The organism is Haloplanus sp. XH21, assembly GCF_023276355.1.
GTDB classification, from domain to species: Archaea; Halobacteriota; Halobacteria; order Halobacteriales; family Haloferacaceae; genus Haloplanus; species Haloplanus halobius.
Genome location: NZ_JALLPL010000002.1, coordinates 79,967 through 103,265, shown reverse-complemented (window position 1 = coordinate 103,265; position 23,299 = coordinate 79,967). Strand labels below are relative to the sequence as shown.

The 23,299-nt window shown below is 58.3% G+C and carries 35 protein-coding genes and 3 pseudogenes; 19 read left to right on the top strand and 19 right to left on the bottom strand.

The window, feature by feature from the left end:
* Positions 1–7: 7 nt before the first annotated feature.
* From MXB53_RS13905 to MXB53_RS15850, 4 genes and pseudogenes are all read right to left on the bottom strand, one after another.
* Positions 8–355, bottom strand: coding sequence for a helix-turn-helix domain-containing protein (locus MXB53_RS13905; protein WP_248898208.1), 348 nt, complete (start codon positions 353–355; stop codon positions 8–10).
* Between the two features lie 126 nt (positions 356–481).
* On the bottom strand, positions 482–745 hold the full coding sequence (locus tag MXB53_RS13900) for a type II toxin-antitoxin system RelE family toxin (protein WP_248898207.1): 264 nt from the start codon (positions 743–745) through the stop codon (positions 482–484).
* Entirely contained in the window at positions 738–1,016 is a 279-nt protein-coding gene (locus MXB53_RS13895; protein ID WP_248898206.1) for a ribbon-helix-helix domain-containing protein, read from the bottom strand. Before MXB53_RS13895 ends, MXB53_RS13900 begins: the two co-directional genes overlap by 8 nt.
* 46 nt (positions 1,017–1,062) lie before the next feature.
* Positions 1,063–1,245: pseudogene (locus MXB53_RS15850) on the bottom strand (DUF6166 domain-containing protein); the annotation flags it as partial.
* A gap of 118 nt (positions 1,246–1,363) precedes the next feature.
* Between MXB53_RS15850 and MXB53_RS13890 the strand changes: the two are divergent.
* The 3 genes and pseudogenes from MXB53_RS13890 to MXB53_RS13880 form a co-directional block, all read left to right on the top strand.
* A pseudogene (locus MXB53_RS13890) lies at positions 1,364–1,573 on the top strand (restriction endonuclease); the annotation flags it as partial.
* 100 nt (positions 1,574–1,673) lie between these two features.
* Positions 1,674–2,243 carry a response regulator gene (locus MXB53_RS13885; RefSeq protein WP_248898205.1) on the top strand — a complete coding sequence of 190 codons (570 nt, stop codon included), beginning with the start codon at positions 1,674–1,676 and terminating at the stop codon, positions 2,241–2,243.
* A gap of 66 nt (positions 2,244–2,309) precedes the next feature.
* Positions 2,310–3,140, top strand: coding sequence for an IS5 family transposase (locus MXB53_RS13880; RefSeq protein ID WP_089768607.1), 831 nt, complete (start codon positions 2,310–2,312; stop codon positions 3,138–3,140).
* Between the two features lie 21 nt (positions 3,141–3,161).
* On the opposite strand, the gene MXB53_RS15845 is transcribed toward MXB53_RS13880, so the two are convergent.
* The 4 genes from MXB53_RS15845 to MXB53_RS13860 form a co-directional block, all read right to left on the bottom strand.
* A complete protein-coding gene (locus MXB53_RS15845; RefSeq protein ID WP_248898204.1) occupies positions 3,162–3,542 on the bottom strand; it encodes a PQQ-binding-like beta-propeller repeat protein in 381 nt (126 codons plus the stop codon).
* 50 nt (positions 3,543–3,592) lie between these two features.
* Positions 3,593–5,200, bottom strand: coding sequence for a hypothetical protein (locus MXB53_RS13870; protein WP_248898203.1), 1,608 nt, complete (start codon positions 5,198–5,200; stop codon positions 3,593–3,595).
* Positions 5,197–5,976, bottom strand: coding sequence for an ABC transporter ATP-binding protein (locus MXB53_RS13865; protein WP_248898202.1), 780 nt, complete (start codon positions 5,974–5,976; stop codon positions 5,197–5,199). The genes MXB53_RS13870 and MXB53_RS13865 overlap by 4 nt, the downstream gene beginning before the upstream one ends.
* Before the next feature lie 137 nt (positions 5,977–6,113).
* Entirely contained in the window at positions 6,114–6,389 is a 276-nt protein-coding gene (locus MXB53_RS13860; protein ID WP_248898201.1) for a hypothetical protein, read from the bottom strand.
* Between the two features lie 81 nt (positions 6,390–6,470).
* On the opposite strand from MXB53_RS13860, the gene MXB53_RS13855 reads away from it, so the two are divergent.
* The 7 genes from MXB53_RS13855 to MXB53_RS13825 all read left to right on the top strand — a co-directional run bounded on the left by MXB53_RS13855 (position 6,471) and on the right by MXB53_RS13825 (position 9,182).
* Positions 6,471–6,755, top strand: coding sequence for a hypothetical protein (locus tag MXB53_RS13855; protein WP_248898200.1), 285 nt, complete (start codon positions 6,471–6,473; stop codon positions 6,753–6,755).
* Between the two features lie 32 nt (positions 6,756–6,787).
* Complete coding sequence (locus MXB53_RS13850; protein ID WP_248898199.1) at positions 6,788–7,018, top strand: hypothetical protein; 231 nt, start codon at positions 6,788–6,790, stop codon at positions 7,016–7,018.
* Positions 7,008–7,304, top strand: a complete 297-nt coding sequence (locus MXB53_RS13845) for a hypothetical protein (RefSeq protein WP_248898198.1) — start codon at positions 7,008–7,010, stop codon at positions 7,302–7,304. Before MXB53_RS13850 ends, MXB53_RS13845 begins: the two co-directional genes overlap by 11 nt.
* Complete coding sequence (locus tag MXB53_RS13840) at positions 7,297–7,560, top strand: hypothetical protein (RefSeq protein WP_248898197.1); 264 nt, start codon at positions 7,297–7,299, stop codon at positions 7,558–7,560. The genes MXB53_RS13845 and MXB53_RS13840 overlap by 8 nt, the downstream gene beginning before the upstream one ends.
* A 35-nt stretch (positions 7,561–7,595) precedes the next feature.
* On the top strand, positions 7,596–7,934 hold the full coding sequence (locus MXB53_RS13835; protein WP_248898196.1) for a toxin-antitoxin system TumE family protein: 339 nt from the start codon (positions 7,596–7,598) through the stop codon (positions 7,932–7,934).
* A gap of 24 nt (positions 7,935–7,958) precedes the next feature.
* Positions 7,959–8,408: an HVO_A0114 family putative DNA-binding protein gene (locus tag MXB53_RS13830; RefSeq protein WP_248898195.1), complete on the top strand. Its 450-nt coding sequence runs from the start codon at positions 7,959–7,961 to the stop codon at positions 8,406–8,408.
* 471 nt (positions 8,409–8,879) lie between these two features.
* Positions 8,880–9,182: a DUF8011 family protein gene (locus MXB53_RS13825; protein ID WP_248898194.1), complete on the top strand. Its 303-nt coding sequence runs from the start codon at positions 8,880–8,882 to the stop codon at positions 9,180–9,182.
* A gap of 276 nt (positions 9,183–9,458) precedes the next feature.
* Here the strand turns inward: MXB53_RS13825 and MXB53_RS13820 are convergent, their stop codons facing one another.
* Both MXB53_RS13820 and MXB53_RS13815 read right to left on the bottom strand, forming a co-directional pair.
* The gene (locus tag MXB53_RS13820) at positions 9,459–10,652 is read right to left on the bottom strand and encodes a DUF6498-containing protein (protein WP_248898193.1); all 1,194 of its coding nucleotides are present in this window, start codon (positions 10,650–10,652) and stop codon (positions 9,459–9,461) included.
* Positions 10,649–11,296 carry a hypothetical protein gene (locus MXB53_RS13815; protein WP_248898192.1) on the bottom strand — a complete coding sequence of 216 codons (648 nt, stop codon included), beginning with the start codon at positions 11,294–11,296 and terminating at the stop codon, positions 10,649–10,651. The genes MXB53_RS13820 and MXB53_RS13815 overlap by 4 nt, the downstream gene beginning before the upstream one ends.
* A gap of 201 nt (positions 11,297–11,497) precedes the next feature.
* Between MXB53_RS13815 and MXB53_RS13810 the strand changes: the two genes are divergently transcribed.
* Both MXB53_RS13810 and MXB53_RS13805 read left to right on the top strand, forming a co-directional pair.
* Positions 11,498–12,352, top strand: a complete 855-nt coding sequence (locus tag MXB53_RS13810; RefSeq protein ID WP_248898191.1) for a CPBP family intramembrane glutamic endopeptidase — start codon at positions 11,498–11,500, stop codon at positions 12,350–12,352.
* 112 nt (positions 12,353–12,464) lie between these two features.
* A complete protein-coding gene (locus MXB53_RS13805) occupies positions 12,465–13,064 on the top strand; it encodes an LURP-one-related family protein (RefSeq protein ID WP_248898190.1) in 600 nt (199 codons plus the stop codon).
* 45 nt (positions 13,065–13,109) lie between these two features.
* Here the strand turns inward: MXB53_RS13805 and MXB53_RS13800 are convergent, their stop codons facing one another.
* Positions 13,110–13,700, bottom strand: a complete 591-nt coding sequence (locus MXB53_RS13800) for a hypothetical protein (protein ID WP_248898189.1) — start codon at positions 13,698–13,700, stop codon at positions 13,110–13,112.
* Positions 13,701–14,043: 343 nt separating this feature from the next.
* Positions 14,044–14,244, bottom strand: a complete 201-nt coding sequence (locus tag MXB53_RS13795) for a hypothetical protein (RefSeq protein ID WP_248898188.1) — start codon at positions 14,242–14,244, stop codon at positions 14,044–14,046.
* Between the two features lie 130 nt (positions 14,245–14,374).
* On the opposite strand from MXB53_RS13795, the gene MXB53_RS16035 reads away from it, so the two are divergent.
* Entirely contained in the window at positions 14,375–14,539 is a 165-nt protein-coding gene (locus MXB53_RS16035; protein ID WP_486606378.1) for a DUF7987 family protein, read from the top strand.
* Between the two features lie 944 nt (positions 14,540–15,483).
* Here the strand turns inward: MXB53_RS16035 and MXB53_RS13790 are convergent.
* A complete protein-coding gene (locus MXB53_RS13790; protein WP_248898187.1) occupies positions 15,484–15,699 on the bottom strand; it encodes a hypothetical protein in 216 nt (71 codons plus the stop codon).
* A gap of 406 nt (positions 15,700–16,105) precedes the next feature.
* A pseudogene (locus MXB53_RS15975) lies at positions 16,106–16,269 on the bottom strand (IS5/IS1182 family transposase); the annotation flags it as partial.
* Between the two features lie 102 nt (positions 16,270–16,371).
* Here MXB53_RS15975 and MXB53_RS13780 point away from each other — a divergent pair.
* Complete coding sequence (locus tag MXB53_RS13780; protein WP_248898186.1) at positions 16,372–17,187, top strand: DUF7847 domain-containing protein; 816 nt, start codon at positions 16,372–16,374, stop codon at positions 17,185–17,187.
* A 136-nt stretch (positions 17,188–17,323) separates the two neighbouring features.
* Entirely contained in the window at positions 17,324–18,367 is a 1,044-nt protein-coding gene (locus MXB53_RS13775) for a DUF8127 domain-containing protein (protein ID WP_248898185.1), read from the top strand.
* A 28-nt stretch (positions 18,368–18,395) separates the two neighbouring features.
* Here MXB53_RS13775 and MXB53_RS13770 read toward each other — a convergent pair whose 3' ends face one another.
* Together MXB53_RS13770 and MXB53_RS13765 are read right to left on the bottom strand one after the other, a co-directional pair.
* Positions 18,396–18,824 (bottom strand): DUF7847 domain-containing protein, encoded by a 429-nt coding sequence (locus MXB53_RS13770; protein WP_248898184.1) that lies wholly within the window; start codon positions 18,822–18,824, stop codon positions 18,396–18,398.
* A 12-nt stretch (positions 18,825–18,836) separates the two neighbouring features.
* A complete protein-coding gene (locus MXB53_RS13765; RefSeq protein ID WP_248898183.1) occupies positions 18,837–19,163 on the bottom strand; it encodes a hypothetical protein in 327 nt (108 codons plus the stop codon).
* Between the two features lie 263 nt (positions 19,164–19,426).
* Between MXB53_RS13765 and MXB53_RS15675 the strand changes: the two genes are divergently transcribed.
* The 4 genes from MXB53_RS15675 to MXB53_RS13750 all read left to right on the top strand — a co-directional run bounded on the left by MXB53_RS15675 (position 19,427) and on the right by MXB53_RS13750 (position 21,195).
* The gene (locus MXB53_RS15675; RefSeq protein ID WP_283102402.1) at positions 19,427–19,561 is read left to right on the top strand and encodes a hypothetical protein; all 135 of its coding nucleotides are present in this window, start codon (positions 19,427–19,429) and stop codon (positions 19,559–19,561) included.
* Between the two features lie 73 nt (positions 19,562–19,634).
* Positions 19,635–19,826 carry a multidrug transporter gene (locus MXB53_RS13760; protein ID WP_248898182.1) on the top strand — a complete coding sequence of 64 codons (192 nt, stop codon included), beginning with the start codon at positions 19,635–19,637 and terminating at the stop codon, positions 19,824–19,826.
* Positions 19,827–20,233: 407 nt separating this feature from the next.
* Positions 20,234–20,746 (top strand): winged helix-turn-helix domain-containing protein, encoded by a 513-nt coding sequence (locus MXB53_RS13755; protein WP_248898181.1) that lies wholly within the window; start codon positions 20,234–20,236, stop codon positions 20,744–20,746.
* Positions 20,743–21,195 carry a toxin-antitoxin system TumE family protein gene (locus tag MXB53_RS13750; RefSeq protein ID WP_248898180.1) on the top strand — a complete coding sequence of 151 codons (453 nt, stop codon included), beginning with the start codon at positions 20,743–20,745 and terminating at the stop codon, positions 21,193–21,195. Before MXB53_RS13755 ends, MXB53_RS13750 begins: the two co-directional genes overlap by 4 nt.
* An 85-nt stretch (positions 21,196–21,280) precedes the next feature.
* Here the strand turns inward: MXB53_RS13750 and MXB53_RS13745 are convergent, their stop codons facing one another.
* The 3 genes from MXB53_RS13745 to MXB53_RS13735 form a co-directional block, all read right to left on the bottom strand.
* Positions 21,281–22,039 (bottom strand): DUF3307 domain-containing protein, encoded by a 759-nt coding sequence (locus MXB53_RS13745; RefSeq protein WP_248898179.1) that lies wholly within the window; start codon positions 22,037–22,039, stop codon positions 21,281–21,283.
* A complete protein-coding gene (locus MXB53_RS13740; RefSeq protein WP_248898178.1) occupies positions 22,036–22,698 on the bottom strand; it encodes a SatD family protein in 663 nt (220 codons plus the stop codon). Before MXB53_RS13740 ends, MXB53_RS13745 begins: the two co-directional genes overlap by 4 nt.
* A 193-nt stretch (positions 22,699–22,891) precedes the next feature.
* The gene (locus MXB53_RS13735; protein WP_248898177.1) at positions 22,892–23,215 is read right to left on the bottom strand and encodes a UPF0449 family protein; all 324 of its coding nucleotides are present in this window, start codon (positions 23,213–23,215) and stop codon (positions 22,892–22,894) included.
* Positions 23,216–23,299 lie beyond the last annotated feature (84 nt).

Sequence of the window (23,299 nt, the reverse complement as noted above, 5' to 3'; positions counted from 1 at the left end):
AATGGGCCTACGCCGCCATCTGATTGGCGGTGATCACATACTTGTCCGCGACGGCGTCGAACCCGTGTTCTGCCACCATTACGAGTCGGTGAATTCCGACGGAGTCCGTCGTCCCACGATAATTCGTGGCGCAGATGACGTAGCCACGGTCGGTGAACACGGCGGGATGCCGTCGCTGGTTCGGGGCCGCTTCTCGTGCGTCTCGACGTGGGATGTCGAATCGCTGCATCCACTTCGAGACTGTCTGTTGTGTACATCCCAGTTTGTCCGCGATCTTGACCGTGCTCAACTCCTGTTCCCAGTAGAGTTCGTAGAGGAGCGATTCGTCTCGCCAGGGGTACTCTGAATCGGTCATGGCTCGGTGACGGGAGTGAATTCCCCCGCGCCCCTCTCGGGGGCAATAAACACTACTAACCGGAATCGTACTTGAATTTCAGACCGGGTTCGTCACCGACCCGAGCAGGTCTGTAGACAGCTTGTGTTACGGTGGGAGGTGGCGATCGTAGATATTCCGGCGATGCCCGACCGCCTCAACGATCAGGACGTCCTCATCCTGATCCCACGTGATGATCGCACGGTAGTCGCCAGCACGAAGCTTGTAGTATGGATACCCGGTGAGCTTTTCGAGACGATGGGAAGTCCAGTCTTTCGCCTCGTCGAGTTTCTTCACCAACCGCTCTTGCGCTTCCGATTCGAGCCCCTCCAGTAAATCGAGTGCTTTCGGTGTCCACTCGACCTCAGTCATCGATACCCAGGCGGTCCTTCACGTCGTCCTGCGACACTGTCTCGCCCTGCTCCCGTTGCGTGCGGCTCTCGGCCAGATGCTCCAGCGCTTCCTCGGACAGCTGCGTGGGGGGATTGACAGCGTCCCGAAGCGCGTCGCGGATGAACTCGGATTTGTTCGCGTAGCCACGCTCCTCCCAGACCTCGTCGACCTGTGCCAGCAGCGACTGTGGCACCCGGACGTTGATCTTCTCCATTTCGCCGTCGCCGCCGGCGTCGCTGTCAGTGCTCATATGCTGTGATACGCTTGTATCACGTAAGTAGCTTCGGTTGGATCTGCGGACTGTGGTTGACGAGGTCGAGACTGCGCTCAAGGGAGAGCCGCCGATGCCCCGAGAGGTTCAGAACGACGGCTTGGCCGTCGACACGGAAGCCGACGTATTCGACTGCGTCTCGGTGAGACTGAGCGCCCGATGCGACTGGTACCGATTCCGAACTTGCTACAGGTACGTTCCCGTTCATTCGTTGCTCGCGGGCGGTTCGGTGACCCCCGCACCCCTCTCAGGGGTTCAACAAACAGGACGGCGCAGCGTTCGGCAACGTATTTGGCAGTTGCAACATACTGTCCACATAATTGAGGATGGCTGTACTGGACGATCTCTCGGGGTTCGAGTTCGAGGACGTGATGGAGGACGTGTTCCGGAACCTCGGCTACGAGAACGTCCGCCAGGCCGAGAAAACTGCCGACGAGGGGCGGGACGTCATCATGGAGGAGGTCGTCGACGGCACCCGGCGTGCGATCATCGTCGAGTGCAAGCACACGGGGACGGTCGGACGGCCGGTCGTCCAATAGCTGTATCCGGGAAATTCGGCTGAATGACCTTATGTGGGGTATTAACATACTCCCGTGCTTTGTGTATCATATGTCCTCGCCAGTCCAAGTCCTACATGTGGACGATGAACCCAGCTTCGGGGAACTCGTGGCTGATTTTCTGGGGCGTAAAGACGCTCAAATCCAGGTTACGACAGCAACCAGTGCTGCTGATGGGATAGAACGCCTCACTGCTGGCGACGAGGTCTTCGATTGTATCGTCAGCGATTACGATATGCCGGGCAAAACCGGGCTTGAATTCCTCGATGAAGTTCGAGACCGATATCCGGATCTTCCGTTCATTCTCTTCACCGGGAAGGGGTCCGAGGAAGTCGCGAGTGAGGCGATTTCGGCTGGTGCGACCGACTACCTCCAAAAGCGAGGCGGCACCGAACAGTATGACCTCTTAGCCAACCGTGTTCGAAATGTCGTCGAACAGTATCGGTCGACACAAGAACGCGACCGAGTGTATCAAGCGCTCGAAACAGCCACCCAAGGGATTGGACTCCTTGACGACAACGGCGAGTATATCTATCTGAATGAGGCGTACACCGACCTCTACGGCTACGATACCGAAGATCTCATCGGCGAACACTGGAGTCGGCTATACCCAAACGAGGAGGCAGCTCGGTTTGAAGGGCTGTGTTGAATCGCCATACGGCAGCGAGGTAGGCCGCTAAATCAAAGGAGTTGAAGCGGGAGAGTTCCGTTGACCATGACGCAAATCTCCCGCTTCATCGGGGAGGTTGTACCGGTTGCTCAAAGAGTTACTGGCGATGGAGGCGAATCCGCCGCCCCAGAAGGTGGCGGCGGATTCGCCGACTATGCACTCGTTTCCCTTCACTGTCTGCGGATTTACCTCGATTCGTCGTACCGCATGACGATCGACCTGCTCAAAGAGATGCCACAAATAATCGGGGAGATCGGCCTCAACGCGGCCGATCTCCCCGCGCCGTCCACGTTGTGTAAGGCGTTCGACCGGATCAGTATGAGCGTCTGTCGAGTGCTGCTGCGCCAGTCGGCGCAGCTGCACGATCTCTCTGAACACGCCGCGATCGACGCCACGTTCTACGACCGCTCACCAGCCAGCCGCCACTACTGCCAGCGAATCAGCTACCGCGTTCAGAAGCTCAAAGTCACGAAACTCGTCGATACAGCGTCTCAAGCCGTCCTTGACGTCCACTGCTCTACAAATCGGAAAGGGAGCGACGCAGACCTTGCCGAGCAGATCGCCCGCCGAAATGCGGGCGATCTGCGGTCTCTTGCGGCCGATAAAGGCTATGACAAGCAATCGCTTCGTGAAGGATTACGCGACCTCGGGATCAGACCGCTGATCAAACACCGCATCTTCGCAGCGTACGACCACGCACACAACGCCAGAATCGACGATAACCGCTACAATCAGCGCTCTATGACTGAAACTGTGAACTCGGCTGTGAAGCGCTCGCTCGGCTTCGCCGTGCGAGCGCGCTCATGGTTTCGTGAGTTCCGCGAAATCGCGCTGATGTGTGTCGTCTATAACATCAAGCGCTTCGTCAAACAGTGAATCTCTACGCCTTACAGCGATTCAACACAGCCCGTAAATCCGATTATCGTTCGACCCGGCGTACACCATATCGCCCACTAACGCCGGTTCGTACACGGTGCTGTTCTGGTCCGTAAACGACCAGCGGTCGGTCCCGTCTGTCTGGCGAAGCGCGACGAGCGTTCCATGGTCGCGCCCGCTACACCCGAGATACACCATGTCCGTCCCCACGACTGGGCGCGTCCCCGCTCGGGGTTCATAGAGCGCGTGGGCGACCGGAGAGGCGTCGACAGATTCGATGTCAAGGGTGTACTCAGAAGCAGTATCGTCTGAGCCGAGGAACCTGGGCGACGAACAGCCGGCGGGTATGGTGAGTGCCGTCGTCCCGACTGCTTGGAGGACACGTCGACGAGCGAGAGCCACAGACGAAACGGTCCTTCCCAGCCAGTAGCTCTGTTGACTGGGAGCGTGCTTCAGGCGACGGTGTACCGTCGATAGCGTCGCACCGCGTACCGATACGATGCGTACGACACGCTCGCGGTCAGGGCGAGATATATTCCGAACCCCGCGATGAAGAGCGGCGTGGTGAGGGGGTCGGTCGTGAGGGCGTACAACATCGCGAACAGCCCTATCACCGTCCCACTGCCGACCACGAGGATATACACGATCATCACGAGCGTCGATGGAACGACCGTCTCCGTTCCCCAGAATTCCCGCTCCTCGTAGACCGGATACGCCGAACCGAGACCGACCGAAAACAAGGCCGCAGCCAGACACATCACGAGCCCCACTCCCGCGAAGACGGTTGCATCCAGCGGCGTCGTTCCAAGGAGTATCGATGCGAGCGGACCGAGCACCGCGACTGGGCCCCCAACTGCGATCCCAGCGAGGAGTCGACCGCGAACGAGCGTTCGGGAGTCCGTCGCCGTGAGCAAGAGGACGGGCAACTGTGGCCGGTCATCACCGAGTGGATTGAGACCGAAGGCCGCTCCTGAGAGATACGCACCGAGCCCGACGCCGGTACCGGCGATGAGGGTACCAAGCGCGTTCCCCGACGACTGAGCGATAGTCGTCCCGAGCGGGCCGAGGAAGAACAGCACCATCACGAGGTGTGCGAGTTCCTGCGGATGGCGCCCCGTGCGAACGAGAAAGCCCCACGCGACGCGGCCCGCTTTCCGCCACGCGAAGGGCCGTGGCGCCGTGAGCCAGCCTGCGGATGACCGCGGCTGTCGCGTGTCAGCCTGCGGAGCATCCGTGAACCAGAGCTGCGAGACCTGTCGCGTCGCGACGACGAGTCCGGCCGGTGTGAGCGCAAGCAGACCACCGAGTACGGCCAGTGAACTGATCGAGAGCGGTCGAGCGAGCGGGGTTCCGACGAATGCAAGCGCGGCGTAGTCGGTCAGTGGTGTAACCGCGAGTCGCGACATGAGCGCTGTGATTGAGGCACCCCCTTCGACGAGATACCGGCCAATGAACTGTGACCCAACGATGATGGCGACCATCGCGAGAACGCCGCCGACTTTCAGAACGCGACGGACGCCAGGCAGTCGACGGAGGAGGCGCAGGGTCGTGATTCCGAGAGCGTATCCCCAGATGGCAGCCCAGCAGACAAGCGGGATGGAAACGAGCGCGGCCGACAGGAGCAGTGACAGCGAGCCGAGTCCGAGTGCGAACGCGGCGGTAACGGCCACCAGTGGAACGCCGAACCACAGCGTCAGTCGACCGAGTTCCGCGCCGATGAGCCCCACGACGACGGCCCGGGGATGCACGGCCGTTAGAATGAGCTCCTCGGCGTCGATTCGGCTGATTCGCTCTAGCGTTCGAAGCGTCGCGAGAGCCAGAAGACCAACCGGTAGCACTGTCGCAGCAGGAGCGAAATACGGAATCGACTCGATGGAACGGGCGGCCAACCCGACGGCGTACGCCGCTGGAAGTGCAAAGAGGAAGTTCCCGCCGAAAAACAGGACGACAACAACGAGGCCGGCGAGACGGCGTTTGTTCCGGATGTAGCCACGAACGCTCCGAACGAATTCGGCGCGGGCGATCCGGAGTCCGTGCCGAACGTCTCGACGCAGGCTCATTCTGCCTCGTCGGCGCTGGCTATCGATCCCTCGCTCGTGACGGCGAGGAACGCGTCCTCGAGCGAGCTACTTTCACCGATTTCCGCCCGAGCCTTCACGTCCATCGGCGTCCCTTCTGCGACCAACCGCCCGTCGAACAGCACACTGATCTCGTCGGCGACGGCCTCAACGACGGGAAGGATATGTGTCGAGAGGAAGACGGTCGTCCCGGCGTCGGCGAAGTCGGTGATCGACTCGCGGATGCGACGGGCTGCCCGCGGGTCCAGTCCCGATGTCGGTTCGTCCAGAAACAGGACATCCGGGTCGTGCAGGACGCTCTGGATGAACGCCGTCTTCTGGCGCATCCCTTTCGAATACGACCCAATACGCCGGTCGGCGTCGTCGGCGAGGTCGAACTCGTCCAGATAGTCATCGATGCGCGTTCGGGCCTGTTCTGTCGGAATATCCCGGAGGTCGGCGACGTAGTCGAGTTGCTCGCGGGCGCTGAACTCGTCGTACAGCGGTGGTTCCTCGGGCAGGTAGCCGATGTGGTCAGCGAGAGCACGTCGGTCGTCGACGGGGACGTTACAGACACGAACGGTGCCCGATGATGGCTGTGAAAGTCCGGTCAGGAGTCGCATCGTCGTCGTCTTTCCGGCACCATTCGGCCCGAGAAAGCCGTACACCGTGCCGGCCGAGATGGAGAACGTGACGCCGTCGAGGGCGACCTCCGAGCCGTACGTCTTCCGGAGGTCGGTCGCTTCGATGGCAATATCGTCCGGGTCAGTGGAGGGCATGAAACACGCTCCATTCCAACGGTAGTCGCCTAATCGTTACGACTCCGGGACACAACGCATTCACTCGTCGTCTCGTAGCGGAAGGAAAACGTTCGATTCGAGGCATCAGAACACCGGGCGAACGTCGCCAGCGTCCATCACACCCATTCGCGCACCGGTGGGACGAGTTCGAGCGTCGCTGCGACGAGATAGACACCGAACACAGTGACAGCGACGCCAGCCGCCATTCCGAGGGGAGAGAGACTCCAGATGATTGCTTGCCCGCCGGCGACGATGAGGATGACAGAAACTGCGACCAGCAGTATTGTCCCGATCATGTCAATCAGCGTGTCTTCGGTGGCATCGTGAGCACTCTGCCCGCAGTTCGCCTCAGCAGAGTCCTCTTCGGGACTGTTCGTGGAATCGGGGACCATGGCCACACATACCGTCGAAGCTATAGAAACCTAGTGATAAACCGGGAATCGCATAGCAGTACCTCCGAATCGGGCGTATAATTGCATGGAGAACTACAAGGTAACGGCAAACAGGCGTCTGTTCAAGGAAAAGCCGAGTATGGGCTCGTTCCTGAGGAAGAGCGGCCTGGATACAACGAGAAAATAGGTGGGTTTGAAAACGAGATCGAACGGGGACGAGGAAGCAGAAAGAAAACCCACCAAGGTTGGTCAGATACAGAATACCACGGGATATTCGAGTTCCGTCGAACCATCGATGGCGACTACGTTAGCCTCGATGCGACGTTTACGGACGGCCAGCTGGTAGAGATCACACGCAACGACTGATACGATGTCGAAAGAAAAGGCGAGTCAAAATTATGAAAATCCAAGACGAATTCTTGATCTCAGTCGAAGGGTATCACGTCAGAATTGATGTCAAAGCCACGCAATCAATGGTCTCCACCCAAGGTGGCCGACCACGGTGGGAGCTCCATTACGATGAATTAGGCAAGGGAGCCATTGACGTGATGGAAACGGTACGAGAGGAATTGGCGGTTTTTGACGAGTCTGAAGAGCAACTGCGGGAACTCCTCGAAGATGACGTGTGACGACTGTGAGGACGACGACGACGAAAACGAAGAACGGCCCGAGGTATCTGAGGGTGTCCTTCGCGGGATTGAGGACATCGCCGAGGGAAACACAGCAAGCAAAGAGGACCTTGAGAATCTGTGCGACATTGATGGGTCCGACCATCCAGATCCGGCACTCGTAGAACAGGCTGAAAGGGTACTCAGTCTGGTTCGGGCCACGATGTACCCTGTCGCCCACGGTGAGGCATACCGCCTCCAGGAGATGCTTGAGGAATGGCAGAGTGAGGACTCGGAAGATGAGTGATGGAGACGGAGAGAAACGCACAATCAAACGAGACTGCATGGAGTGTGGCAAGACAATCGAAATCACGGTCTACGCGGACGGCACATACGAGGGAGGCCACTACTTCGGCGAATTTACTGTACCTGATGAAGACAGCGACGGAGAATACGAGAAGACAGGCGAATGGGAGGGCCACGACGTAGTAAAATGGACTGGTGGCGACGAATCGTATGAGTATTGGGAGTGCGACGGCTGTTATTGTTCTCCAGACCAATAGAGTTATATTATTGGTCTGTATACCAATAGGTGAGGATGGCCTCACTGACCGACGACGACCTCGATGGCGTGAGCGAGGGGCGAAAGTACCCCGACGGGACTGTCGTCCGCGTGTTCTGTATGCGGACAGCCCGTGACGCGTACCCGTCTGGGTGGGCCTACAAGCTCCACTACGGTGCGACGGAGCCGGACCCGCCCCGCACGCTTGACGATGGGCCGATCCGTCGGTACGACAACTCTCACGAGGACACCAAAGGGCACGAACTGCACGTTGCACCGGACCCCAACCCAGACAGCATCAAGTTCCCGGGGATGGTCGAACTCTGGGAACGGTTCTGGAGCGAGATCCTCAAATCCGAGTTCGAGGTCAAGTGAGGCCATCACACCACGGTGATACCCATGAACGATACCACGCCGCCGCTGCACCCGATGGAGCGCGAACAGCTTCGAGCCGAATCAACCCTCGTCGTGACTGTGAAGTCGTCCAGTGAGTACCATGACGATGTCACCGACGGGATCGAGGCACTCGAACGGAGCGACGCGGTGGATTCCACGCCGACGCTCTCGTTCACCAGCTACGACGACCTCATGGAAACGCTGACGCCGCGCGTTCTCGATCTCATCGAAGCCATCCGCCGGGAAGAGCCGGCCAGCATCAACGAGACTGCACGGGTCGTTGACCGGGACGTGAAGAACGTCCACGAGGAACTCAGCCGGCTCGCTCAGCTGGGCATCATCTTCTTCGAGGAAGACGGCCAGAGTAAGCGCCCGATCGTCTGGTTCGACGAACTCGTCATCAACCTCCCGTTCGATCCAGAGGCTGGCGACACGGCCACTGCCGCGCCGTGAAGAGAGTCGGAAGATGGATTTCCTCGAGACGACAGATATCGTTTCGTACACTGTTCACACTTCGGACCCTCCGGAGAGTATCATCGTCCGAGGTCGTCTTGAACCGGTTCCTGACGACGAGCGAACGCTTGCGGCAGCTGCCATCGCAGAAACGCCGAAATTCCCTCGCTGAACGTAGATCCGGACCAACTCCCAGAAGAACTCACTTTCGCGTTCTATCGGCTTACCCCGGATGAACTCACCGGATGCTGATTTGACGACCACGCCCAGTTGACATCCTCCTGAGTGGCTCTGTTGAAGTTCTATTGCCCTGGTGACATCCTCCCCGCTGAAACAGGCGTTAGGTCGGCGTGCGGTCTCACAGTGTATCACCTACCGTCTCCTGCAGAGGAATCGCGTAGCACGGGAGAGGACGCTCTACTGGGACGCACTGAGGCATTGTTTTGTATCTTAAGCAGGAGTGCGTCGCTTATGGTCCCCTATATTAGCGAGGTGCTGTTCAACGAGCCTCAAGGCCGACGCATCGCACTTTTTCAGTTCGGCCTGTCGTTTACCTTCTTGTGCATGTTCGTGTATGCCTGGAGCGTCGGCGATGCTGGCGAAAGCCGGTGGTTACTCTTTATGGCCGTCGGAACTGCGTTGTCCGGAAGCGCCGAGTCCCTTCCAGAGACCCAGCTACAGGCGGTAGGCATACTCCGTTTCGCGGCGATCCTCGTATTGCTGTGCGTCGTCGTTGCACCCTTCCTCGATCTCGGATTTATTACCGGAGGATAACCGGCGGTGTTGTCGTTCCGGTGCTAATCTTCTCCGACGTGCTTATTGGTTATTGTATCTTGAAACCTATTTGACTCGAATAGCCCCTGCTGCATACACCCTCTGTAGTTAGTGTGCAGTAGTTCTCTCTATAGCATCTCCCAGAACTGTTAGCGGTTGAGGATTTCAACAGAGCCTCCTGAGTGAATTTGAGCAACGTCTCGTCGACGATCGCTACCCCCTGCCTTCGCAGAGAAACGATAGCTACCGAGTGTGGGGCACTCTGTGTCTCCAATATCAGTCACCAGTGCAGAGCTCAGCGACGAATGCATCCGAAACGTGCGGAATACGGACAGTCCGCCCGTCGTGATCGAGAGTGAGCGTCCACGTCCCGAACACACGGTCGGCGAACGTTCGATGCGGGTCACACCGCTCCAATTTCCACCGAGGAAGCCGCCACTGTGGCGTCCCGAGCAGTCGGTCGTGTCCCACCACATCCCGTCCGAATCGGTACTCCATCGTCGAGTATCTCACGAGACCGTCGACGACCCCACAGAGACCGACGAATACGAGAAGCACGAGTCCGACACCGCCCCCGAACAGAACGAGTTCAGGATTTGATCCGAGAGTCCCGAACAGGAGTGAGAGGCCACCGATGAACGCTGCGAGCCCAACCGCTTCCGTTCGCAGTCCTCGGATAACACCGTCGACGAGGACAGCTGCACCCCGTGGGCGAACGATATCGACGGTGTCCTGGAGTTCCGTGTCGATCGACGACCAGTCGTCGGGATCACTCGCCCAGCCGAAGTCAAGCGCCGAGCGCTCGTCGAACGCGACGAGCCGATCTCGATAGATGTCGGCGAGATCGAACAGCGACTTGGTAGCCACCAGCGCAACGAGAATGACGGTCGCGGGGGCACCCGAGGTCGCCGCCGCCCCACTCACGGCGAGCGCGAGACCAACGACCATGACCGGCCAAATCGCCGTCTTGAGCGCTCCCTGAACGGAGACGGATTCGTACTGTCCGTCGAGGAAATACTCCGACACCGTCTTGACGCCCCGGCCGACGACGATTCCCATGATTCCGAGCGCTACCGTCGACATGGTCTCCGTCTCGAATGGATCGCCTGCTATTGCCACGTTGGTACCGCCAAGTGCGATCCCACCGGTGACGAACCAGATAGTACCGAACACCGGGAACAGGACGAGGAGGATCGGTATGTTCGCGACCTGGACATCAAGCTCGATCCAGGGTATCGACACACGCCCACGTTTGTGTCGGAACGCGCCGAGAAGCAGGAGGTCGGCGTCGTGTTCCGGCGGCCGCTGTGCGAAGGTCGCTCTGAGAGCGGCGAATCCGAGGCCGACGCCGAGCTCCACCCAGTAGACAACGACGAGTGCGGCGATCGACCATCCGAGAAACCCGACACCAACGAGCGGGATGGCGTTGGTGACGAGAACGGTGAGAAGCGATAATCGACGGTCAGTCATGCAACGAGTGCGAGGGTGGCGTCGCGATCAACGACCGTATATCCCTGGGCGGCGAGCGCGACGGCACGGTACCGTTCGGCGAGCAGCCACTGTGGCAGTCGGTTGAGGCCGAATCGACGATCTGACGCCCACTCGATATCGATGGCCGTCTCGTCGCCGTTAGCAGTGATATTCACATCGTACGTTCCCCATGGATTCTCGCCAGTAGTTACTACGAGGCGAACGTCGGTGTCGTCGATGTCGGTGCGTGTCTCTAGCTCCATCACGACCGACCGCAGACCGAAGAGATACGAGATCTCGTAGACTGCGCCCTCCGGTGTCGACCGAACGGTATCGGCGATGCCCCACTGGAACGCGAGCATCGGTGGCGTTGTGCTCTCGAAGTCGGCCCGCACCGCGGCGAGTGTTGCGTCAGACATGAGGCGCGCAGTCCCTCTCGTTTTGAACAGCGGCGCCCGGACTGCGAGGAGGACGGTTACCGCAATGAGGCCACCTGATACGAGGGAGAACGAGAAGATAGACATCGCGACGATGGCGGCGACGAGGAGAGCGACAGCACCGCTGAGTGGGCGCTCAAGTCGTCGATACTGGGTGGCGATATCGACTGCTTCCGACGGTCGATCAACGGTCGTCGAGGAGGGCATATATCGCACTGTCGATACAACGCCGATAGGCCTTCCGTTTCTCGGGGATTCAAATTGGACCACCCCGCCGGTCCCACGATCGCTTCTATTGACTCCTGTCCACGCTGTGGCAGCCAAACTGGGCGGGTCGTCCGAGAGGAGGGTTGTACTGACTCATACGTTTATTATCTCGGGACTACCTCGTTCAGACAGTGGTGCTGAATGACGGACCCTGATAGAAGCCGTCTCACAGTCTTTGTCAGTATTCTGGTGGTCTTTGCAGTCGGTCTGCATATCGTGTCTCGAATCGCCGAGGTGAACCCGATTACACTCGCGCCAGCGTATATGTTCTCTCCGATGATTGCGGGGCTTGTCGTCTGCCTCCGTCGAGAGATTCCGCTATCGGCGGTCGGTCTGCAGATCGGACGAGTTCGGTGGCTCGCTGTGGCTGCCGTGGGAGCACTACCGCTCGTCGGATTGATGCTCCTCCTCGCGGTGGTTGTCCCTGGCATCGGCTTTGATCCGACAGTTGATGTGATACCCGGACTGGAACTGCCGTCGGGACCCGTCGGCGTGATCGCGACGTTCGGTCTCGTGCTCGGACTGGGTGCGACAGTGAACGCAGTGTTCGCATTCGGGGAGGAATTCGGATGGCGCGGCTATCTGCTCTGGGAACTGGCGCCGTGGGGCTTCTGGAAGGTATCGTTCGCAATTGGTGCCCTCTGGGGTGTTTGGCACGCACCGGTTATCATCGCTGGCTACAACTACCCGTCTTTCCCGATGATTGGGGTTGCCGCCATGACGATTGCCTGTCTGTCCTTCTCACCCGTATACACATATCTCGTGATTCGCGCCGAGTCAGTGATTGCGGCGGCGCTACTCCACGGCGTGTTCAACGGGTCCGCTGGCCTCGTCGTCGCCTATGCGGTCACGGAGAATGCCATTCTCAATGAACTGGTTGCGAGCCCGGTCGGTGCTGCTGGTGTGTTCGCGTTCGGACTCGTAGCGATCGGAATCAAGCTGACCGGTGCCCCATCGCTAACCCGCGAATTCGCTAGCGATGGAGACCGAGTCTAGCGATTGGGGGGACCCAGGCAAACAGATTCTCGACGATACCGGTTATCACAGCCGATTTCGAGTGCGACCACAGGCGGTAGATACATTTTGCCACGGCTGAACACACCGCACAATGACTGCCCCACAACAGTATGAGCCCACCACGACTGCACTCTCCGGGAGCCAATATACTGTCGAGCAGACGGGCCGCGATAAGAACTTTCGACCCGAGTACGAAGCTAGAGATGTTGTGGGTGACACGATTTTTCGCACCACCTACCAGATGTACGAGGAACAAGACGAGTTTCCCTTTGTCGATGCCGACGGAACCGATATCTGTCGCGTGAAAGCCATCGACACGTGGGATATCGCCGGCGACTATCTCCTCACGGACAGCCATACCGACGAGGATCTCGTGATCTTCGATAACGACCTCTCGCTGTTGCAAGACACGTGGCGGATTCGCGATGTCGATGATCGGTCGCTGCTTGCCGAGATCCGCTCACGTGGTGCCCTTTTCACCTTGGGGCGAAAATTCCTGCCGGTCGGCCAAGGGATCGCTCACAAGTACGAGATAACCGACGCAGACGGCGATTCGATCGGTTCTATCGAGGGTGAGTTCGCTCTGTTTGATTTTGACCAGTACGAGATTACGCTGACCGATACGAGTTCGATCCCGACAGGGGCAATTGTGATCGGAGCAATCGTTATCGATGCGATTCAAGGAAATTGAGCCCTTGACACGAGTGCGAGTTCATGTAGCGATCCCCTGAAGAACCTAGCCGAAAAATAGGAGGAAATAGCCGAGCAGTAGCCCGCAGACCCCGACGAGCAGTCCTGCAATCGACGTTTTGGCCATTCGAAAAACGGTAGCCATCGATGACCGATCCGAAACGACAACCGGATCGATTCCGGAGCCACCATCAGTGACGTGGCCGACAACTGTCACGTCTTCCCCGCGTGCTGCCCGCTGTTCGCTATATCGCCGGGTTCCGAGCGAGAGCATCCGGAATAGTGGCTCGAGGGGCGCTGGTGGGCGCTGCCAGACCGTCGATTCGGGAATATCCTCGTGTTTTTGTTCGAACTGCTTGATCCGTTCCGACGGTGCTCTGTCAGCACTCGTCGTCTCGACGATCTTGTTCGTCAAGACGACTGTCCGTATTGGTTCCGTTATGGGGACTGTCCCAGCCGCCGACTGGACGGAAAATTCGACCGCTCTGGTCGCTTCGTGAATAGTCACGTACCAAGGGAGGATGTACGGGAAACTCAGCCGACATTCCTCGATTTGATACCGTAGCGCGACACACTCGATGCCGCTGAACGGCGCGATGAGAACGTCCCCCGTCTCTTGCTCGGCCGTGCCAGACACACGAACGAGTGCCCCCGGAGCTTCCTCAGCGATTGCGTCTACATCCGTGGCACGGAGGACAGCCGTCGCCCGCCAGATGTATCGTCCACTGACAACGAGGATTATACCACCGAGGAACAGCATCGCTCCGCCGAAAAGCGTCGTCACAGATAGTTCCATTTGGGAGGGCATCTCAGATACTATGTACTGCTCGGTGTAGTCAGGGACGAGGTTGCTACAATCAAGGAGCGCTCAGTACAAAAAAGACATTACTGGCTCTGTTGAAATCCTTAGAAAGTGATCGGTTCTCTCTCCGGTGCGCTCAGTACAGAGTGAATACGTATGACCTGAGACTGTGGGGGCGTTATCCCCAGCGGCGGGCGATTTCGTAGGCAATACCGGCTGGGAGAGTGATAGCGAGCACGACGAATATTACCTCCTCAACAGTTAGCCCAGATTGGGTCAAGGCGCTGTAGAATACAAGTGCGCCGGTGGCAAGGACACCAACAACCGTTGCGACATACTCCGGGTCCCTCCACGAGGACGGGAAATCAGTCGAAGACATAGCACCTTCTACTCCGTATTGGTACATGTATCATGTGACTGCTGAGACTTCTGTCCTTAGGAAATACAGTGATAGGTTCAGGGGACCCATCTTTCGGTAGGTACTTTGTTCGCTTCTCTTGAGTTACGATATGGTTTCCCGCGAGAATCAGGTACTGGTCGCCTCTGCCGTGGTAGCCCTCGCTGTTCTTTTCGCCCTACGGGCATTTACGAACTTGGGGGTGTTGTCGAGGTTTGCAATTGTCGCCGTCGCCATAATCGGTACACAATCTGCTCTCGGACGGGTGTATCGGTGAGCAGCCTCCAGTGATCAGCTGTTTTAGACGATAATATGTCTGAACAAGAAGATTTCAACAGGGACATATTACCCATCTACAATATGCTATCGGAACGAAAAATACGCCAGTTATGACCCAGCTACTTCCCAATTGCTCCCCGGTCGATGAACGCCCCGCCGTCGTAGCTGGCGTATTTGCCCTTTGTGTGGCAACTACAGTGGCATACGCAGGTCTCCGAATCAGCTACACGGGGGACGTGATTAGTGCCGAGACCCATACTCTTGCTTCGACCGTCGTTCTGTACAGTAGCGTCCTCGGTGGGGCGGCAATCACTGGGGTGCTCAGCTACTGGCACACAAGTGCACCGACCAGTGTACTGCTAGGACTTGTACCACCGGCAGGTGTCTGTCTCGGATCGTTGGGGACCGTCGCCATTGGTATCGGATATTACGACTCATCGCCAGCTATCCTTCTCACCGGTTTCCTCCTGTTCTCTTCTGTGGTGAATGGGGTCGCCTGGGTTATTGGGGCAAGTGTTCTCCACACCCTCGGTGCGTCGGGGGAGCCGGGAGAGACAGGTGAGGAAAATGTCAAAAAGTAACGAGAGAAGTCACTGCGTAGCGTCGTAGAACGCCTCATAGCGCTGGGATAGTAGTGCAAATAGGAGAAGATGAGTGTGGCCCCGACTACGAATCCGAGCCACTCCCCATAGGGAAGATTGCGGGTCTGAAAGAACGCTCCGACCGTTTTTCCGTATATAGCATCGCTACGGAAACAACCACGATAAGCACTGCCTGTCTGAGGAAATGATCTTCAATTAGGTGGTCAGACATGTCTTTGCCAACGGTGTGACCTGTCATAGGGGTTCTGCTCAATGAGCAGTGGGTCTAGTCGTTCGGCGGATTCTGTTTTGTGTTGTTGGAACCGACCCTTCGATTCGGCCGATATGGAGGGTGGAGCGGTCAGGCCGAGGCTGTTCGCCGTAGTTCATGGACCAGTGCCCCGAACGTGATGAGCAGCATCACGAGGAGTGAACCATCATACAGTGTATCGGGAACGGATGGGCCTGCAATAACGAATCCACGAAGAACCTCCCACTGGAGGGTAGCAAAGACTACGCAGAGCAAGAAGAGAGCAATGGCCTCCTTCCAGCGTTTGAGGCCACCGAGCACTTCCATGCAGGGACTCTCTATCCCGATCCAATAAATCCTATTTTGGCTTTGTTGAAATCCTCAACTGCCAACAGGACCGATAGATCTACTTGTTATGTACCGCGTGCGACGTTATCGGGGGCGAACTCCCCCAAGGAACAGGCCATTCAAGATCATGAACCCACCTATCGCCGCGTAGATGATTGTTGAGGTGAATACGGTATTTCCAGCAGCAGCCCAACTAATGAGCTGAATCCCGATGAATGCGAGCACGAACCCAAGCAGTTGGCGGCTAAGAGATGTACTGATTATGTGAATTGGACCGGATTTACGGGAAGAACGAGCAGTTGCGGAATCAGTAGAAGGCATCTTCCAAGTCTTGATTCGTCACTGGCAAATATCTTCTTTGGCTGTAGTCAGCGTCGAACCGAGGGTTCCACGCTTTGTGGAGCGACGAGAACTCGCGGTGCTTGATAAGCGAACGAAGATCCTCGAGACCGATCCGAGGTATGTCGCTGAGCTCCTCGCGAAGCATCCGGGCGTCGTATTCTTCTGCATCTTGAGGCAGAGCAGGACAATGTGTTGATGGAGTGTGTGCCACCGTAGAGCCTGCATTCAGTCACACCACACGCCGGGCGAACCTGTAATTCTCCGAGGGTTTCAGCAAAGCCTTATCAGATTAATAGGTGAAGGCCTACTATGGCAGTCCTGAAAGCCCTCCGCCAGACGCCAAGCACCCTCCGGCACAATCCGATACTGTTCGTCCCGGTACTCGTGATACTGCTGTTTCAGATTCCGCAGTTAGTTCTCCAAGCCGTCAATCCGCTCATCGCCAGCATCGTCTCGATGATTCTGTCGCTTGCACTTCTCTTCGTCATGCCGTTCTTTCAGGCTGGCATCGTCGGGATGGCTGACGAGGCCCTTGATGGACAGACATCACTCGATAGTTTCCTCCGCGAAGGGAAATCCAACTACGTGTCAGTTCTCGTCGCGTCGCTGGTACTCGTTGCCGTCAACTTCACTATCGGATTCGTCGCGTTCTTCGTGGCAATCTTCGGTGGCTTCGCACTCTTCAGTGACACCAGTGGTGGCGTCGGTACCGCTACCCTCGTCATTTTGGGCCTGATCGTCGCCCTCTTAGTACTCGCGTATCTGCTGTTCGCCTTCTTCGTCCAGTTCTACAGCCAGGCTATCGTTATCGACGATCTCGGTGCCGTCGACGGACTCAAACACAGTATCTCCGTCGTCCGACACCACCTTGTGAGTACACTTGGATACTCGGTACTCGTGGGAGTTCTCGGCAGTATTGTCGGCGGCGTGTTCGGTATCGGCTCGCTCCTCGCATCACCCCAGTCTACCGGCGCCCTCCACCTCCCACAGGTTTCCATAGCCGGTGTCGTGGGCGTTTCATTCCTCATTGTTGCCGTCGGGACACTGTTCGGTGGATTCTTTGGCGTCTATTCGGTCGCGTTCTACCGGTCGATCAACGAAGGTGCCTCCGATGGTTTGAATTGAAAGCGACACCGCGGCACTCGTAGTCGCTGTACTCATTCCTCTTGCAGTTGCCGACAGCCGATCGCTCGCTACTCCAGCTCGCGATCCCGATACGTGAACCACAGCTTTTCAAACGGTCTTCATCCATCGCCTATATGTGTCCCCCGCTTTCCCCTCCATCCGTACCGCTGCAATACTTCTCCTGCTCGTCGGCGGCGGTTGTCTCAGCTTCGCCTTCCACGCAACGGCAGGTGGTGCAACGATCACCTACGAGGCTACAGCAGTTGAACCTGGAGAGAATCCAGAACGGGTCACACGCGCGACGAGCAACGTGACCGACCTCGACGAACGGCTCTCGGATACGCCCAGCCAATATCGGCAGCCAATTCGAACCGCCGCCGCAACCGGCACCTACGACGGAACGCTTTCGCCGGAATTGCACATTGTAATCGAGGATATTGAGACACCGTATGTCCAGTACAATGGAAGCTACTACGCCTGGACGCTATCGACGTATGGGGAGACGACGAACGCGACGATATCGATGCAACAGACGGACCCCGAAACAGTGTTCACAACCGTTGCGCGTCCGGTAGCTGAAGCGTCACCCGAAGTCCAAACAGCCATCGAGACGGGAACTACGACCGGCCCGATCGCCGAGTCGGGGTTGTACCGTCAGAACGGGACATACTACGTCGTTGCACCCGAGAACGAGGATGCGCTGGGCACCCAGCTTATGAGTGTCTTCGTCGGATTCATCCTCACGCCAGTCGGACGTGGATACGTCGCCGTTGGACTGGGTCTTTTGGGGTACCGCTATCGCGAACCGACGCGTGATCAGCTGCTGACCGTCCGTCGAGCCGTCGCAATCGCTGCACTCGCGATTCCGATAGCGCTCGTTGGGACGGCACTCTTCGAAAGTGGCACCCCCACCCGCTTCGTCACCGGTCCCGCAAGTGAAACCATCGTCGCGTCCGGTGTCGTTGCAGGTGTTCTCACGGCCCAGCGGCGGTGGCTCAGACTTGTCGGGATGACGATCGGGGTCGGCCTGCTCACTACAGCGGCAATCTCGGCCGTTCTCGGCCCCGTCGGTCTCTTTTTCGGACCTCTCGCGGTATTTCTCGGGTTCGTTACTGGCGTCGTGCCCTTCGGGTACGGCTACTGGTTCGCACAGACAGCGCCACGAGAACCGGCTCAGTAGTCATAGAACGACAACAGTCAGAACTAGATCATATCTCCGGCGTATTCTTTGTACTTGCAGTTGTGGAGGTGTTGGTACCACCAAGGCTACTAGCCTCCTCGGTGACCTGTAGATACGCCTCGGCCATGATCCCGTAGACGAAGATGAACAGGATACTGTTGAGGAGAATTGTGGCGAAATCACCGAGAGCCGGTGTGCTGGCCGTGCGAAGGAGTGTTGGAACGACACTGATTACGGTACTACTGATACCAATACTAAGGACGAGCACCACTAACCGGAGACGGTGCCCCTGAGAGAGACCCCAGCTCCGCTTGAGCGAGCCGATAACGCCCTGATCTTCGATACCAATCGTGAAAATGACGAAGAAGAAACACGCAGAGAGGAACAGTCCCGGCAGGAATAAGAACGCGAATCCGATCATGACCGCAAGAAGGACGATACATCCGCTGACGAGCATCGTGAGCGACGCTCAACCGATACGGCGAGTGACCAGGTCGGCAGGGAACGAGGACAACTGTGATTTCGGGCGAGCGAAGGCCCGGGAGAGAACCACGAAATAGACGGCGTTCAAGACGAGCGTCCCGACCAAGAGCACACCGGCGACGGTTCCCGAAACCGGCAGGGTCAGTCCGATCACGTCGCCCATCGCAGCTGGATTCGCTGCCGTGACCACGGTGTTGAGAGATGTGATGAGCAGCGCCTCGTGAACGAGTAACACCAAGAACAGTATTCCGCCGGTACGAGTCAAGACGCGTCGACTGCCGCCGATGATTGCGTTCGTGAGTCGGAGAGTCATCACGAATGACCACTACCAGAGCGGAGTTATATGTTAAAGAAAATCAAAATAGGTTTTTAGCCACCTCTGTTCGGCTGGCTCTGGCGTCCCCAGTAATTCGGTAGCTAGCCGCTGAGACAGCCGTTCGTGATGTGTGCGAATATCTCAGCCTGCAACTCGTCTATATCCAATTCGGAGCAGTTTGCCAATCCCGACGACAGTCAAAACAGCCGCACCAAACACAACGCCCGAGTGAACGATATCCAACAACGGGAATCGGTGTATTGTCCGAGTATGAGCAGTACGACGAGCAGAAGCCACAGGACGTACAACCCGATGGCTGCTCGCTGGAGGGCTTCACGCATATCCTGCTGTTGGTTGTTATCTCACTTACCGATCCCGAGAAGATGCTACAGTAAGAGTAGTTGTTCGTACTTCCGTTGGATCAGGTATCGAACAAGTTCATACCTCTTTACCAACAAACAGGGTAGTATGGATCCTGGATACGGAGAGCAGCCCTCCTGGGTCACTGCACTTGGCCTCATCGTTGCACTAATCGCGATCGTTGGAACGCAGTTCCTTGACTGGCAGTGGGGATCTGGACAACTCGTTCCGACGATTGTCGGCGTAGCCGTTGCCGGAATTGCCGTATTACTTGTCGCCAAAAGAATCAGCCAAATCTAATCGAACCTCCGACCGATTAGTGGATATCCATAATCGCTACTGTCTGCGGATCGCATACTTTGAGGCGGCATTATAGTTGGCGTCAGTCACGTATAGCGACACGTCCATGGGGTCGCTCACTGCGGAGGTACCGGATGAGGGACGACAGCGGGCCCGAACGCTCGCGGAGCGAGCTGAGGACCTCGGTGTGGCATCCGGTGTCTCCCCGGCGGGTTTGCGGCCGCCTGGTTGTACAAAGCAGCTAGACAGGGGCGGTGGGCGACACAAACCGAAGTCGGCGAGGCCGGGAACATCATGCTAACGACTGTCCGGACGCATCAAGAGACGCTAGAAAAGCAGATAGCCTGATTGATGCACGAATAATTTTCTTGGGGAATTATTTGTCTCTAGAGCGCGTAGCACTCAGTATGACTGAGACGTGGGACGACGTCAACGAGCAGGTCAAAGCGGACTGGGAAGAGGAGACCACGCCGTTCGAGCGGGTGTACGAGATCGTCGAACAAACCCACGACGGGCAGTCAGCAGCCGAAATCGCCGACCGGGCCCTCGTGAGCGAGCCAACGGCACGTCGACACTGCAAGGCGCTCGTGAACACGGGCTTCGTCGAGACGGAACCAGACGGCCAAACAACGCTGTACAAGCGAAACAGCGACCGGATCCTGATGTCCCGAATCCGCGAGCTGCGTGAGGAAGCAGATCGGACGGAGTTGCTCGATAGTATTCAAGACATGAAGGCCGAAATCCGGCTCTATGAGGACCGCTACGACGTGGTATCACCGGAAGAGCTCGTCCAGCAACTCGACGCCGACGAGACGGAGGGCTGGGACGATCTCACGGCATGGCGCACGACGCGACAGAATCTCGCCGTCGCCCAAGCAGCACTCGCCTACGACGAGGCCAGCCACCAGCTCGCCGTATGAGCGATAACGACCATACCGGCGAGTTCGGGCCGATCTATCTTCCGGCACTCCAACGGATTCGTGACTGCTGGCTCGACCTCGAACCGCTTGTCGACACAACCGCGTACGATGATGTCGTCGCCCCTACGGAACTACAGATCAGTCTCAGCGATGGGCTCGGCAATGCCGAGAGCGCTCAGCTCGATATCCAATGGAGCGAACTGGGGATGTATTCGTTCCATTACGTCGATAGTGACGACATCAACTGGCGCTTCGATCGCCACCCGAATACACACTCTCCCGAGATCCATTTCCATCCCCCGCCCGACGCCACGACGACGGCCGCCGAACCGTCCTGTATCGACGTGACCGAGGTCTCACTCGTGACGCGTGCCGTCCATGCGATGTGGCGAGCAGCCTACCAGGACGACAACGTCGAACAGCTGAATAGCGCCTCAAACCCGCCGTAAGGCGGCATTAGCGCATGGCGCGGTCACCCACGTCGGTCCGCTGTTCGCGAGCAGCTTCGACCCCGATCTGCGATTACTCCTCCCGTCAAACGAGGACCGACACCAGCCCGACGAGCGCGATGGCGACGAGCACGCTGGTGAGGGTGCCGACGAGGAAGTACTCGGCAAAGGGCTGTTTCTTCAGCTCCTCGAAGCGGGCGATCGACTTTGCGGCCACGACGAGCCCAACCGCGCCCCACAGCCCAGCCACGCCGAGGAAGAGGATGATCCACCGTTCGAGGCTCCCGATGAGCGACCCGACCTCCAGATCGTCCGCCGTGTCAGGCACAGGATCCGCGTCCGGGAGCACGCCACGGACGATGGCGTTCCCGCCGTCGTGTGCGAACACGAACGCTGCGAGGTACACCGCTCCCGTGGTCACCGCCGCCCAGGGAAGCTGCGTCACGCCACGAATCCCGGTCAGCAGCGGTGTGAGGCGCCAGACACCGGGGGCAAGCAACGACCATCCAGTGAGGATGACCAGCAGATGGGCCAGTTGGTCACCGAGAAACAGAAGTGCCGACCCGCCTCTGCGCTCGCGGAGCTGCGCCGAGACGGCGTCGATGGGGAGATGAAGCAACCCGATCACCGCGACGACCACCACTGACTGGACGGTCAACAGCGGCGCGAACACGGCGACGTGGACGACGAGGGTGATGGCCCAGTGCGTGAGCAACGGCCGGAGTCGATGCTTGGCCATCGCCAGGGCCTCCGTCTGGAAGGCGAAGTCACCGAGGACGTGCCCCAGCACGAGCAGTGCAAGCGCGGTCCCCGCCGGGCCAAGCCCGGTCAGCCACTCGCTCATGCTCGCTCCTCCTCGAGCGCCGTCTGGAGCCGCTTCCCGAGGGAGGTCTCGGCGTTCCGTACCTCTTGGACGTGTCCAGCACTCAGTGATTCACTCACCGTGGACTTCGAGATGTCGAAGCGCTCAACGACGCGTTTCTGGGTTCCCTCCTCTTTGAGGGCTCGCGCGAACTGCGCCTGCCGATCCGTCCAATCTTCACGGACACACTGCACTAGGTCGAACATCGAGTTGACGTGCGCCACCAGCTCGCTCGACCAGCCATCGACGCGGACCCACGCCCCCGCGACCTCGGCCGCTTCGATCGCCTCTCGTGCCCGGTGGAAACACGGGCCATCCATCCCGATTGCCTGGTTCGGGTTCAGCTGCGTATCCAGCGCCCCGACCCCGATGCCGAACCGGAGTCGAGCCGGGTGGAACCGGTCGCTTACCGAGACCACCGCTTCGACGGCATCAGTCGCCTCTCTCAGGAGCACCTGGAACTCGTCGCCCGTCGTGACGGTGAACTGGGAGGCGATGGAACTGTCCGGGAACTCGTCGTTCAGGGAGTTGACCACCTGCTTGAACTCCCGCTGTGCTTCGCTCCGATCCGCGAGCTCCCGAGACCCCCGGATGTCCCCGATCACGGCCACGAACACGGCGTCGGCTTGATTCTTGGTCATTTGTTCGCCTCCATTGCCGAACTAGGAGTTGGTTCGTGTTTCCCACCGAACTCGGATGAGTGTTGTGGTCGGGGATGTGTTCGGCTATAGGGGCGAACTACTTTCGAGTTCGTCGATAATGGCGAACAAAAATGACCGAGGGGCAGGGCGGAAATGCTCGGCTGCGACCGTCCCGATCGTCGTGTCAACTGGATTATTCATCTGTGTCAGGCTGGGGGGACGGATCATCGACGAGCCTGAACGATTCGTCGCTACCGTGCCACTCGTCAACGAGATCGGCCTCTTCGCGAGCGTCCGTCGCCGCCGAGGCTGGAAGGGGCTCGTCCTCGAGGTCGTCGAGGAGGGTGAACGCCGGGTCGTTGGGATCGGCTTGCTGTTGGCGTTCGATCCACTCGATGAGCGCCTGGTGGCCAGTTCCTTTGAGCGAGAGGCCGTGTTCTCTCGCGTACTTCCGGAAGCGTTCGTATTCGTCCTCGGTCAGTTCCGTTTGGAGATGCTTCGTGTCGTTACTGCTCATGAGCATCCCCAGTTGCTACGCCAGTCAACTTGCTCATGAAGTTTGACATCCTCCCCGCCCTGAAGGGCGAGGATTCCCGAGCGT